11 protein-coding genes and 5 tRNA genes are annotated in these 13,104 nt (G+C 50.9%); 12 read left to right on the top strand and 4 right to left on the bottom strand.

Going from position 1 to position 13,104, the window contains the following annotated elements; genetic code table 11:
- The first annotated feature begins 219 nt into the window (after positions 1-219).
- The 3 genes from AC5M9B_RS07810 to AC5M9B_RS07800 all read left to right on the top strand — a co-directional run bounded on the left by AC5M9B_RS07810 (position 220) and on the right by AC5M9B_RS07800 (position 2,266).
- The gene (locus tag AC5M9B_RS07810; RefSeq protein WP_070491415.1) at positions 220-768 is read left to right on the top strand and encodes a carboxymuconolactone decarboxylase family protein; all 549 of its coding nucleotides are present in this window, start codon (positions 220-222) and stop codon (positions 766-768) included.
- A 151-nt stretch (positions 769-919) separates the two neighbouring features.
- Complete coding sequence (locus AC5M9B_RS07805) at positions 920-2,008, top strand: acyl-CoA dehydrogenase family protein (RefSeq protein ID WP_101810720.1); 1,089 nt, start codon at positions 920-922, stop codon at positions 2,006-2,008.
- A gap of 87 nt (positions 2,009-2,095) precedes the next feature.
- A complete protein-coding gene (locus tag AC5M9B_RS07800) occupies positions 2,096-2,266 on the top strand; it encodes a rubredoxin (protein WP_003757556.1) in 171 nt (56 codons plus the stop codon).
- A gap of 356 nt (positions 2,267-2,622) precedes the next feature.
- Here the strand turns inward: AC5M9B_RS07800 and AC5M9B_RS07795 are convergent.
- The 4 genes from AC5M9B_RS07795 to tkt form a co-directional block, all read right to left on the bottom strand.
- Positions 2,623-2,713 (bottom strand) — tRNA-Ser (locus AC5M9B_RS07795).
- A gap of 80 nt (positions 2,714-2,793) precedes the next feature.
- Positions 2,794-3,573 carry a peroxide stress protein YaaA gene (gene yaaA / locus AC5M9B_RS07790; RefSeq protein ID WP_019270163.1) on the bottom strand — a complete coding sequence of 260 codons (780 nt, stop codon included), beginning with the start codon at positions 3,571-3,573 and terminating at the stop codon, positions 2,794-2,796.
- A gap of 162 nt (positions 3,574-3,735) precedes the next feature.
- Complete coding sequence (locus AC5M9B_RS07785; RefSeq protein ID WP_487648474.1) at positions 3,736-5,748, bottom strand: LTA synthase family protein; 2,013 nt, start codon at positions 5,746-5,748, stop codon at positions 3,736-3,738.
- Between the two features lie 290 nt (positions 5,749-6,038).
- The gene (tkt, locus tag AC5M9B_RS07780) at positions 6,039-8,018 is read right to left on the bottom strand and encodes a transketolase (protein ID WP_070655669.1); all 1,980 of its coding nucleotides are present in this window, start codon (positions 8,016-8,018) and stop codon (positions 6,039-6,041) included.
- 449 nt (positions 8,019-8,467) lie between these two features.
- Between tkt and ccoG the strand changes: the two genes are divergently transcribed.
- The 9 genes from ccoG (at position 8,468) to AC5M9B_RS07735 (ending at position 13,079) form a co-directional block, all read left to right on the top strand.
- Positions 8,468-9,952 carry a cytochrome c oxidase accessory protein CcoG gene (gene ccoG / locus AC5M9B_RS07775; protein WP_487648473.1) on the top strand — a complete coding sequence of 495 codons (1,485 nt, stop codon included), beginning with the start codon at positions 8,468-8,470 and terminating at the stop codon, positions 9,950-9,952.
- A gap of 3 nt (positions 9,953-9,955) precedes the next feature.
- Positions 9,956-10,525: a FixH family protein gene (locus tag AC5M9B_RS07770; protein ID WP_070539765.1), complete on the top strand. Its 570-nt coding sequence runs from the start codon at positions 9,956-9,958 to the stop codon at positions 10,523-10,525.
- A gap of 348 nt (positions 10,526-10,873) precedes the next feature.
- Positions 10,874-11,419 (top strand): type IV secretion protein Rhs, encoded by a 546-nt coding sequence (locus tag AC5M9B_RS07765; protein ID WP_070539763.1) that lies wholly within the window; start codon positions 10,874-10,876, stop codon positions 11,417-11,419.
- A 105-nt stretch (positions 11,420-11,524) separates the two neighbouring features.
- Entirely contained in the window at positions 11,525-12,085 is a 561-nt protein-coding gene (pgsA, locus tag AC5M9B_RS07760; RefSeq protein ID WP_019270169.1) for a CDP-diacylglycerol--glycerol-3-phosphate 3-phosphatidyltransferase, read from the top strand.
- Between the two features lie 85 nt (positions 12,086-12,170).
- Positions 12,171-12,246: transfer RNA gene (locus tag AC5M9B_RS07755), tRNA-Gly, on the top strand.
- A 27-nt stretch (positions 12,247-12,273) separates the two neighbouring features.
- A tRNA-Cys gene (locus AC5M9B_RS07750) sits at positions 12,274-12,347 on the top strand.
- 10 nt (positions 12,348-12,357) lie between these two features.
- Positions 12,358-12,435, top strand: a tRNA-Cys gene (locus AC5M9B_RS07745).
- Between the two features lie 23 nt (positions 12,436-12,458).
- Positions 12,459-12,548 (top strand) — tRNA-Leu (locus tag AC5M9B_RS07740).
- 198 nt (positions 12,549-12,746) lie between these two features.
- Positions 12,747-13,079 carry an Arm DNA-binding domain-containing protein gene (locus AC5M9B_RS07735; protein WP_261765168.1) on the top strand — a complete coding sequence of 111 codons (333 nt, stop codon included), beginning with the start codon at positions 12,747-12,749 and terminating at the stop codon, positions 13,077-13,079.
- Positions 13,080-13,104: the final 25 nt, after the last annotated feature.

The raw sequence follows: 13,104 nt of genomic DNA, 5'->3' as shown, positions 1-13,104 counted from the left end.
TGTCGCATACAGAACCCAGCTTGCACAGAGCGCCTGAAAAGGCTTTTATGAGTGTCCAAGATTTGGGGACCAGTTCAACTCGCTACGCTCGTTTTCAGACGACCTTTTTTGCTTATAACTTTTGGTTTGCAGCACATAACCAATCAGTCTTTCCCGAAAAACGCCAATCGGAGTAGTATGCCACATTCCGTTCAATACACTGAAAACAAAGGTATAAATATGGCACGCTTAACTGTACACACCGTCGAAACCGCTCCCGAAGCAGCAAAACCCCGCGTCGAAGCCGCGCTGAAAAACAATGGCTTTATCCCCAACCTCATCGGCGTATTGGCAAACGCGCCTGAAGCGTTGGCGTTTTATCAAGAAGTCGGCAAATTGAACGCCGCCAACAGCCTGACTCCCGGTGAAGTCGAAGTCATCCAAATCATCGCCGCCCGCACCAACGAATGCGGTTTCTGCGTGGCAGGCCACACCAAACTGGCAACCCTGAAAAAACTCCTGTCCGAACAATCCATCAAAGCCTCGCGCGCGTTGGCGGCAGGCGAGTTTGACGATGCCAAACTGGGCGCGCTCGCTGCGTTTACCCAAGCCGTGATGGCGAAAAAAGGCGCGGTATCCGATGCCGAACTCAAAGCCTTCTTCGACGCAGGCTACAACCAGCAGCAGGCTGTCGAAGTCGTGATGGGCGTTGCCTTGGCGACTTTGTGCAACTACGTCAACAACGTCGCGCAAACAGACATTAACCCTGAATTGCAGGCGTTCGCCTGATTCCAACCCAAGGTCGTCTGAAAAGCGGCGGCAAAACCGTTTGCCCGTTTTCAGACGACCTTTTTCAAAAATGCCGTCCCTGTAACAGACCGCATCCTCTCTCAAACGGAACGCTCCCGCGCCGTCTTCACACATTTTCAAGGATAAGATCATGAACCGTGAAACCTTATTGTCTCAAGTTGCCGAACTCGTCAAAGCTAAACTCAAACCCTTAGTGGATGAAATCGACCGCAATGGTTTGTATCCCGAAGATTTTATGCGCGAACTCGGCGCCATCGGCGGATTCGGCGCAGTCGGTACGGAAGCAGAAGGCGGCAACGGCTTAGGTTTAGCGACGCAAATCGCCGTCCTGCGCGAAGTCGGTAAAGAATGCGGCGCGACCTCGTTCAGCGCATGGTGTCAGGCCACTTGCGCATGGTATCTGCACCAAACGCCCAACCAAGCCGTCAAAGACAAATACCTCGCCGACATCCTGCAAGGCAAAGTCTTGGCGGGGACGGGCATGTCCAATACGGTCAAACACCTCGCCGGCATTGAAAAACACAATCTTCAAGCGGAGCGCGTCGACGGCGGCTACACAGTCAACGGCGCGCTGCCGTGGGTCTCCAACATCGGCGAAGACCACATCTGGGCGAATACCGCCCAAATTGGCGACAGCTACGTCATGTTCATCACCGGCGGACAATGGGAAGGCGTAACCCTGCAAGCCTGCCCCGAATTTTGCGCCCTCGAAGGCACGCGCACGTTCAGCCTGAATTTCAAAGACGTATTCATCCCTGACGAAGACGTGATCGCCGCGCCCGAACAGTTCTCCGACTACATCGCCTCCATCAAGTCCGGCTTCATCCTGCTGCAAATCGGCATTGGCGCGGGCGTAATCGACGGCAGCCTCGGCATCATCCGCATCGCCAACGTCGTCAACGCCGATGTTAACAGCTACCTCGATGACGGCTACGACAGCCTCAAAGCCGCTTTGGACGAAGCATGGCAAACCACCGAACAACTGGCGGACTTGGCGTGGAACAACACGCCCGACAACCTCGCCACGCTGAAACTGCGCGCCGCCGCCTCCGAGCTGACGCTTGCCGCCGCCCAATCCGCCGCCTTACACGCCGGCGCCAAAGGCTACCTCATGCGCAGCCCCGCCCAACGCCGTGTCCGCGAAGCCATGTTCGTCGCCATCGTTACCCCCGCGTTGAAACACTTGCGCAAAGAAATCGCGGCATTGGAAGCGGCGTAAGGTTTTGAAACAGACCAAACAAAAGGTCGTCTGAAAACCTTTTACCGACCGTTTTCAGACGACCTCAAATATCAGAAGGAACACACCATGGCACAATACATGTGCGGCCCCTGCGGCTGGATTTACGACGAAGACCTCGGCGACCCCGAACACGGCATCGCCCCCGGCACCAAATTCGATGACATCCCCGACGATTGGAAATGCCCGGAATGCGGCGTGGGCAAAGAAGACTTTTACCTGCTGGACTTCGTGATATAGCTTTGGACACACTAAAACACTAAAAAGGTCGTCTGAAAACGTTGAGTCAAACGGTTTCAGACGACCTTTTATTTTTAATCAGAAATGACGGCAGGTGAATATTTTCTATGTGAATATACAATAAAAACCAATAAGTCGGATAACAAAAAAGCTACCATTTTACGGTAGCTTATTATTTTAATTTAGCGATATGGTGGGATTGGGGAAGCTTCGAGCAGGATTTGCACCCTCAGCAGATTTCGAGTCTGCTGCATTCAGCCTCTCTGCCGCGTTTCCCTAGAATAAAGTAAAACCAAATAAAAATGCTGTTGGCTGGGCTTCACTTCATTTTTACTTGGTTTTGCTGTTTCAAGAAATGGCGGAAGCGGTGAGATTCGAACTCACGGAGGGCTATCAACCCTCGACGGTTTTCAAGACCGTTGCATTAAACCGCTCTGCCACGCTTCCGTCTCTTGAAGCGGAAATAATAATAAAATTTGTCGGGTTTGCCAAGCAAAATTTTGGAGTGAGTATTTAGTTTTTTGTTTTTACTTGGTTTGTTCTTTGCGCATGAACACCCATTCAGACTCATTGGACGCCGCTGCGTTAAATGAGTAGCCTTCGTAATCGAAATTTTTCAGCATTTCCGGGTCGGTAATATTGTGTTCCGCCGCATAGCGCACCATCAGTCCGCGCGCGCGTTTGGCGTAGAAGCTGATAATTTTGTATTTGCCGTTTTTTTCGTCTTTGAAAACGGGGGTAATCAAGCGGGCTTTGAGTTTTTGGGTGTTGACGGATTTGAAATATTCTTGTGATGCGAGGTTGATCAATATGTCGCTGCCGGCTTGGGTAAGGGTGTCGTTTAGCAGGTCAGTAATGGTGTCGCCCCAAAATTCATACAGGTTCTTGCCGCGCGTGTTGGCAAACGCCGTTCCCATTTCCAAACGGTAGGGCTGCATCAAATCCAGCGGGCGTAAGACGCCGTAGAGGCCGGAAAGCAGGCGGACGTGTTGTTGCAGATATTGGATTTGTTCGGGTTTGAGGGTGTCTGCGGCGATGCCTTCGTAAACGTCGCCGTTGAACATAAAGACTGCCTGTTTGGCGTTGTCGGGGGTAAACGGTGTATGCCATTCGGCGTTGCGCTCGACGTTTAAGAGGGCAATTTTGTCAGAGACATGCATCAGCTCGGCGATTTGCTGTGGAGCAAGTTCACGCAGTTGGCGCATCAGGATTTCGGCTTCCGCCAAGAGGTAGGGTTGGGTGAATTCTTTGACGGGTGCGGGGGCTTTTTCATTGAGGTTTTTAGCGGGGGAAAGGACGAAAAACATGATGGGCTCGGAGATGTGATAAACAGCGGCATTGTAGGTTTAAAATGTTTTGTGGGCAAGTTTGGTAAGTGAAGTAAATACCGTTATAGCAAAGGCGGTTTATATGGGTATAAAAAGGTCGTCTGAAACTTTTCAGACGACCTTTGATGTTTATAAACAGATTTATTGGGTGCTGACAATCCGGTTTATCTGCCATTCAAGAAACGGTGTATATGCTGAGGCGCGGCGGATAATGGCTTGGTCTTCGCCGTCCGGCGTGCTTGGGCGGCTTTCAGCGGTTTGGATGTTTTGGTTGTCCCATTTGTGGAATGCTTTGCTGTGTTGGTGATAGAAGCCGCGTTCGGTGATGATGACTTCGGGGTTGTAGCCGTAGCCGCACCATGCGGAATCGGGTTGCGGGGCGGTGAGGTTGCAGCCGGTTTGGTAGTAGCTCGATTTGGACAGGCTTAAGTTGTAGAGGGTCGGCAGGATGTCTTTGTGCGAACCTGCGCGTTCGGGATGATATTCGGCGCTGCCGCGGTAGGCTTGCGGAACGTACAGATAGAAGGGGACGCTGTGACCGAGTGCGACATCGGCGGATTCGGGATAGCCGATGGCGCGCATATTGTGGTCGCCGGTGGCGGCGATAATGGTGTCGGGCGCGATGGTTTTCACTTTGCCGATAAAGCGTCCGAGTTGGTCGTTGCTGTATCGGAAGGTGTTGAAAATTTCATTCAGCTCTTTGCCTGAGGCGAGGTTGGCAAGGCGTTTTTGCTCTTGTTCGTCCAAGCGGAAGTTTTTGACCTGATGCGGTGCGGGCAGGTGGTAGGGCGGATGGTTGGTCACGGACATCATCATGATGAATACGGGCGTGCCGCTTTTTTCGGCGCGCGCGAGTTCTTCTTCGGCATAACGGAACATGAATTCGTCGGGTACGCCCCATGTTTCGGATTTTGCTTCGGGATAGCGGGTTTTGAGGGTGTTTTCATCGATGATTTCGTTGACGCCCAAGTGCCGCAGGAAGGTGTCGAAATCGCGCCAGCCGCCGTTGCCCGCCGTAATATAGACGACGCGGTAGCCGGCATCGAGATAGGGTTTGAACATATTGCCGGGGAAGGTTTTGTTTTTAGCAAGGGATTGGCTGAGGTTGAGGCGCGGGCTGCGGACGAAGAAGCGGTGCAGGGTGTCGCTGGTGCCGTCTCCCTCGGAAACGAATTTGCGGTACACCCAGTCTTGCTGCCAGTGTTTGCCCAGTTCGCCCAAGAGGTCCCGTTCGGGATTGTCCATGTTCAAGAGATGCGCGCTCATGCTTTCCATGACGGTGAGAACGACGTTGGGACGGTGTTTTTCGACGGCGGCGTTTGCGGCGGTTTGGGCAAAGAGCTGCGTCAAGTCAGCGTCGGTTTTTTTATCGAGCAGGGTACTGATGAGCCGGCTGCCGTCTTCGTCGGAGACGGGATGGAAGTCGTTGCTGTTGCGGTATTCGTTGACTGCCCAGCTTAGGGAGGTCAGGGCGTTGGGAACGAGTTTGTTGATTTGCGGTGCGGCAGAAATCTGCATGGCGGTCTGACGCAGGGGGAATTTGCCGAACGAGCCGCGTATGCCTGCGGCAAGCGCGAGGACGGGTAAGAGGATGGCGGCAATCCAAGCGGTTTTTCCCCATGAGGTCGTCTGAAAGCGGGTACGGCGGCGGATGAGGCTGAATATTTTGCCGAAAACGAAAGCTGCGGCAATCAAGGCGGCAAGACAGGGGATGACGGGATAGTCCGACCAGACGGTTTTCAGGACGGCGCGGGTGTCTTCGTCCGCTAGACCGAAGACAAAGACGTCAAATTGACGGTCGTAAACGCTGTAATAGAACCAGTTACCCAGCGCGGCGGCAAAGGCGGTCAGGAAAAGGACGGTTGCGACGGTAGGCAGGAGGCGTAGGGTAAAGGCGGCAGTTTTTTGAGAAGTCAGTCCGAACAGCCCGATCAGGAAGGGGAAGGCGGCGGCAACGGAGGCGATTTTGATGTCGAACAGCAGCCCTTTGACAAACAAAGCCGCCAAATCGCCCGCGTAACGGCTGCGGATGTCGTCTGAAACGAAATGGTACAGCATGAAGAAACGTTCGACGGAGAAAACAGCGACGATGGATGCCCATAAAATCAGGCAGATGAGGAGGGTTTTCCGATAGGTAGCAAGGCGAGTCATCATAATTGGCGGGTAAGATGGGTTAGATGTAAATTTATATCAAATTTAGTAAGGTGTAATTTTACGGTTTAGCGGTGCGGCTTTCAAGATATGGCAAAAGATTATCAGGAATAGGAGGGGCTTCAGATGCTGCTTTATTCGGCGTTTCTATGCAACTTCGTTGGCGTAGGAAGGGTTGCGCCACTGTATGGGTTGGATTTCTGTTAAACCGGTTTGGGCGGCTTTAAAGGAAAAAGGTCGTCTGAAAACCTTATCTTCCGTTTTCAGACGACCTTTGATGCGATGGCAGCCGTTTACAGCACTGATTTCACAGTATCAACCACATTGTCCACGGTAAAGCCGAATTCTTTGAACAGCAGTTCGGCAGGGGCGGATTCGCCGAAGCGGTTGATGCCGACGACTGCGCCGTTCAGTCCGACGTATTTGTACCAGCTGTCGGCATGTCCGGCTTCTACGGCAACGCGCGGCAGACCTTCGGGTAGGACGGCGGCTTTATAGGCGGCGTCTTGGCGGTCGAATACGTTGGTGGACGGCATGGAGACGACGCGTACGGCGATGTTTTGCGCGGCGAGGGCTTTTTGCGCTTCCAAGGCCAGCTCGACTTCGGAGCCGGTGGCAATGATGACGGCTTGGGCGTTGCCTTGGGCTTCGCTGATGACGTAGCCGCCGCGTTTGATGTCGTTCAGTTGTTGCTCGTTGCGCGCTTGGAATTTCAGGTTTTGACGGCTGAAAATCAGGCAGGACGGGTGGTCTTCGGCTTTTGTGGCTTCTGCCCACGCTACCAAGGATTCGGCGGTGTCGCACGGGCGCCATACGTCCATATTCGGAATCAGGCGCAGGGTAGCAGTTTGCTCGATAGGTTGGTGGGTCGGACCGTCTTCGCCCAAACCGATGGAGTCGTGGGTGAAGACGAAGACGGGGTTGATTTTCATCAGTGAAGCCATGCGCAAGGCATTACGCTCGTATTCGCTGAACATCAGGAAAGTCGCGCCGAATGGTTTCACACCGCCATGCAGGGTAAGGCCGTTCATGATTGCGCCCATGCCGAACTCGCGCACACCGTAGTGAATATAGTTGCCGCCGTGTTCGCGGGTAACGGAAACGCTGTTTGACCAGTCAGTCAGGTTGGACGGAGTCAAGTCGGCAGAACCGCCCACCAACTCAGGCAGCTCTTTAGCGAGGATTTCAATGCTGTTTTGGCTGGCTTTACGGGTGGCGATGGTTTCTGCTTTGGCACACACTTCTTTCAATGCAGCTTGAACGTAAGCGTCGAAGTTTTCAGGCAGTTTTTTATCCATACGGCGCACAAATTCTGCGGCTTCGGCAGGATATTTGGCTTGATATTGAGCGAAGAGCTCGTTCCATTCGGCTTCAAGTTTCGCACCTTTTTCTTTTGCATCCCATGCAGCATAGATTTCTTGAGGGATTTCAAACGCAGGATAAGCCCAACCCAAATGTTTACGAGTAGCTTCAATCTCGTCCGCACCCAAAGGCGCACCGTGGGTTTTATGGCTGCCCTCTTTATTGGCACTGCCTTTACCGATTAAGGTTTTGCAGCAGATGATGGACGGTTTGCCGGTTTCGGCGCGTGCGGCTTCGATAGCGGCTTGAATAGCGGCGGTGTCGTGACCGTTTACGTTGGGAACGACGTGCCAGCCGTAGCTTTCAAAGCGTTGCGGGATGTTCTCGGTAAACCAGCCGTCCACTTTGCCGTCGATGGAAATATTGTTGTCATCATATAAAACAATCAGTTTGCCCAATCCCAAAGTGCCGGCGAGCGAACAGGCTTCGTGCGATACGCCTTCCATCAGGCAGCCGTCACCCATGAAGACATAAGTATAGTGATCGACGATGTTCAAACCGTCTTTATTGAACTCGGCGGCAAGGATTTTTTCCGCTAATGCCATGCCCACCGCGTTGGCAATACCTTGTCCCAACGGGCCGGTCGTGGTTTCCACGCCGTCGGTGTAGCCGTATTCGGGGTGGCCGGGGGTTTTGCTGTGCAGCTGACGGAAGTTTTTCAGGTCTTCAATGCTCAGGTTGTAGCCGGTCAGGTGCAGCAGGCTGTACAACAGCATGGACGCGTGGCCGTTGGAGAGGATGAAGCGGTCGCGGTTGTAGAATTTGGGGTTGGCGGGGTTGTGGTACAGGAATTTCGTCCACAATACTTCCGCCATTTCTGCCATACCCATAGGCGCGCCGGGATGGCCGGAATTTGCTTTTTGAACGGCATCGGCCGAGAGGAAACGGATTGCGTTTGCCAGTTGAGACATGGTTTGACCTTCCTTGGACAAGATTGGAAATTTGAAAAAAGTGTGTCGATTATCGCCTGAATCAGCCGTGCTTTCAAGAATGGCCTTTTATATTTGCATTGTCAGGCGGCATGATTTCCAATAGGCCGTCTGAAACGGACGGGATAGATGATATTAACTGTTATTTCGTTTTGAAACAGTATGTTGTAAATTTTTTATCGGACAAATAGGAAATCACTATAAGTATAAACCTGCGCTTATTCCGTAAGTCTTTGAATACTGCTCTTTTCAGACGGCCTTGTATGAGGCAGGAGTACCGCAACCATTGTTAAGGGCAAGCCCCGCTTTTGCTTTGCATAGAGTCAAATGTTATGATTTTATATGCACTCCAAAGGCCGTCTGAAAATACTTGCATCAAACTACTACCATGACAAAAGGCTTGTGTGCACTTCGATTAAGGAACACTGATTATGTCACCCGAAAACCAAGCTGAAAACACCACACCCTCAACAGAAAAAACGGCAAAAACCGCTCCGCCCAAACCCTCAAAACCCAAATCCAGCGTCATCCAAATCCATCCCGAAGGCGAGCGCATCCATCCGAAAAAAGCGGAAGGGCGGTTCGCCAAATTGCGTATTGCCGCCGTATTGGCGACCCAGTTTGTGTTTTATGTGATTCCGTGGTTCAACTGGAGCGGCCGTCAGGCGGTGCTTTTCAATATTCCGGACCGACATTTCTTCATTTTCGGATTGTCGCTGGGTATGGGCGACTTGATTTACCTCGCCCTGTTGCTGATGATTTGCGCTTTCGGGCTGTTTTGGTGGACGACGATTGCCGGACGTTTGTGGTGCGGCTATTCCTGCCCGCAGACGGTTTACACCGAAATCATGCTGTGGATCGACAACTTGGTTGAAGGCGACCGCAACAAACGCTTGAAGCTGGAAAAATCGCCGTGGAATTTCACTAAAATCCGCATCAAGGCAACCAAAGCCCTGCTGATTTTCCTCTTTTGCGCGTGGACGGGTATTACCTTTGCCGGTTGGTTTGTTCCGATTCGCCAGTTTGTTCCCGACTTGTTTACTGGGATAGCGGGTGGTGGCGCAATGTTTGCCGCAGCGTTCTACGGCTTTGTTACTTTCTTCTTTGCCCACATCATGCGCGAGAAAGTGTGCCTGCATATGTGTCCGTATGCACGCTTCCAAAGCGCGATGTTCGATAAAGACACGCTGATTATTTCTTACGATGCCGAACGCGGCGAACCGCGCGGCGCACGCAAGAAAACTGCTAATAAGGAAGACAGCGGATTGGGCGATTGCATCAACTGCACCATGTGCGTACAAGTTTGCCCCGTCGGTATCGACATTCGCAACGGTTTGCAATACCAATGTATCGGCTGTGCTGCCTGCATTGATGCCTGCGACGAAATCATGGATAAAATGGGCTATCCGCGCGGCTTGATTCGCTATACGACCGAAGGCGCGTTGGAACACGAATATCTTGAAAGCGACATCAAAAAACGCTTGAAACGTCCGCGTGTTGCGGGATACGGCGCAGTTTTACTGGTGGTCATCATCGCTTTCTTGGTCGGACTTTCGACCCGTAAAATGGTCGAAGTCGATATTCTGAAAGACCGCGGCGTGATGGTGCGCGAAAACAGCAAAGGTTGGCTGGAAAACGCTTACAACCTGCGCATTATCAACAATAGCGAAAACGAACAAGTGATGACTGCGGCAGTCAAAGGCTTTGAAGAAATTGCCCTGACCGGACTGCCGGAAGGCGGTGTGAAAATCGCACCGCGCCAAACGTTGACCATTCCTGTCCAAGTTTCCACCATTCCCGAATATGCAAACAAGGGCAGCCATCCGATTGAGTTTACCTTCACTTATCGCGAAACCGGCAAAGCAGATGGTGAACCCATCATCTTGGAAGAAGAAGCAACCTTTATCGGAGAATAAAACGTGTCCGAGCAAAAACAAGTCAAACCTTGGTACAAACACATTTGGCCGTGGGTATTGATGGCGGGTCCTATTTTTGTCGTGATTGCCAGTGTCTCCATGTTCTTTGTCGCCAAAGAGCATACAACCGACTTGGTAACGGACGACTATTACAAAGACGGCAAACACATCGACATCCAGCTTCACCGCGATGAAGAAGCGGTGAAGCGTCATATACAGGTGCAAGTGCTGATCAGTCCGGATAAGGATGCTGCCAAAGTGTTCGTCAGCGGAGAATTCGATTCCAAGCAGCCTTTGAATCTTCTCTTGATGCACCCGACTAAAAAATCGGAAGACCAAACCGTCAAACTGCGCGCCGTCAGCCCGGAAGCCCAAAACGGCCGTATGGAGTATGAAGCGACTTTCAAACCCCTGACACCGACCAACCATTGGTATCTGCGCGTGGAAGACAGTTCAGGTGTTTGGCGGGTGGAAGACAAATGGATCGTCAGCCAAGGCAATGCGATCAATCTGACCCCTATGGACAAATTGTTTGGTAATGCCGATCAGAAACCGAAAGATTCAGGACAGTAGTTTGTTTGACACATTCAAAAGGTCGTCTGAAAAATTTCAGACGACCTTCATGCTGTAAGGTTTGTGATGATGTTGGCGCAAATATAGTGGATTAATTTTAAACCAGTACGGCGTTGCCTCGCCTTAGCTCAAAGAGAACGATTCTCTAAGGTGCTGAAGCACCAAGTGAATCGGTTCCGTACTATCTGTACTGTCTGCGGCTTCGTCTCCTTGTCCTGATTTAAATTTAATCCACTATAAAGCTAGGGGATATGGCAGTATCGGTTGTAAACGTAGCTGAATGACTGTTAAGGTAGAACAATCGTTTTCAGACGACCTCGGCCGTCATGAAAGTAACAAGGACAAGATATGAGCAAACGCTGGCGCAGGCTGACGGACAACGAGATCAAAATGGCAAAGCTGATTTTTGCCGACAGCATTGATTACGCCCGCGTCAAAATCTATCGCGGCATTCCTTGTCTGCCGACCATGCAGGTTGCCGTTTCGCCCAATGGAAACATCTATTTCCCGCGTAATAACTGCCCTGACGACTTCGCCCTTGCTTCCGCTTCCTATCAAATATGGATGATTCATGAATTGACCCATGTTTGGCAGTATCAACAAGGCTTCAAAACTTGGTTGGGCGGATTATTTTTGTTCGTCAGCGGAGGCTATCGTCGCCGTCGTGCCTATCTCTATCCCAAGCTGTCCGATATTTGTCATTTCAGTGTGCTGAATATGGAGCAGCAGGCGGATTTGTTGGCGCATTATTACGCGTCGTGTTATCTAAAAGGCAACATATACAACGCCCAAAATCAAACCTTTCAAAGCGTTTTAAAGTCATTTATTGACGACCCGTGTCAAAAAGAATGGCTGCCTCAATGTAGGTTTTATCGAAAAAACAAACAGACTTGAGAAGTTTTATTGGCTGAAAGATGGTTTGAATACAAGCTTTCAGACAGACAAGCAAGTCCGTTATAATAGGCAAATTAACTATCATAAACACATCAAAGGTAAATCATGCCTTGGAACATACCGATTTTTCTGACTTGGATGCGCGTTTTGCTGATTCCGGTCTTTACTTTGCTGTTTTTCCTACCAAAAGGGTGGATTGCACCGGAGACCGTTAATTGGACCGCCGCTATCATCTTTGCACTCGCCGCTGTAACCGATTGGTTTGACGGATTTTTAGCAAGGCTTTGGAAGCAAACCTCCGATTTCGGCGCATTTCTCGATCCCGTCGCGGACAAATTGATGGTAGCGACCGCATTGTTGCTGTTGGTCAGTCTCGGTCGTACTTATGTTATCTTCGCCATTATCATCATCGGCAGGGAAATCACCATTTCCGCCTTGAGGGAATGGATGGCGCAAATGGGCAGACGCAGCAGCGTTGCCGTTGCCACTATCGGCAAATTTAAAACCGCCGCGCAAATGGTCGCCATATTTTTATTGCTCTTAGCCTCCAATCAGTTTGACAATATTTTTTACCTGACAGGTAACATATTGATGTTTATCGCATCTGTATTAACTCTCTGGTCAATGTTCTATTATCTGAAAATGGCGTGGCAGGAAATCAAATAAAAAATAAAACAAACCCCTTGACGACAAGTTTCAAATCCATAATAATTGCGTCTTCTTCGGAAACAGCAGCAAAAACAGATATTCGGCGGGAATAGCTCAGTTGGTAGAGCGCAACCTTGCCAAGGTTGAGGTCGCGAGTTCGAGACTCGTTTCCCGCTCCAGTTTGAATACTACCTGGTAGTTTGTTTGGCGAGATAGCAAAGTGGTTATGCAGCGGATTGCAAATCCGTCTACGCCGGTTCGATTCCGACTCTCGCCTCCACTCATTTCATGGCGGGGTGGCAGAGTGTTTATGCTATAAGGGGTGCAACCCTTATACAGGCCGGTTCAAATCCGCGCCCCCGCCTCCAAATTTCAATATAAAACAGCCTATGCCCGGGTGGTGAAATAGGTAGACACAACGGACTTAAAATCCGTCGGCCCTAAACCGGCCGTGCCGGTTCGATTCCGGCTCCGGGCACCACAACCGCTTTTAGAGCGGTTATTTTTTTGTCTATCGCAGTCTAATGCCGTAAACCAAAGCCAAGAAATATAAGGCTTTCCGCTAGTTTCGGTATCTATATATCATCTAATCCCGCTTATTTCTGCCTAATTGAATCAACCTAAAATTTACGGTATCTTTTGCGGTATCTGAAAAATACCTTGAGAAAATACCGTAAAAATGAAGCTGAACGACCGCCAAATCAAAAACGCCAAGCCCGCCGAAAAACCGTTTAAGCTGAATGACGGCAAGGGCTTGTATCTGTATATCAATACGAGTGTCGGGAAGTTATGGCGGTTTGACTTTTCACATAACGGCAAACGTAAAACGCTTTCAATCGGCAAATATCCGACCGTATCACTGGCAGAAGCCCGCCAAACCGCCGAAAACGCCCGCCGCTTGCTTGCATCGGGGCAAGACCCCAACAGGAAAAGCGTGAACGGCAAGCCGCTGTCAGTAATACCTTTCGGAACATTGCCGCCGAGTGGCATAAACACCGTGAAACAGGATTGACAGGCAATCACGCCGCCCGTTGCCT

This window comes from Neisseria flava (genome assembly GCF_982712965.1).
The sequence above is the reverse complement of the archived record's forward strand: the minus strand, read 5'-3'. Positions and strand labels throughout refer to the sequence as shown.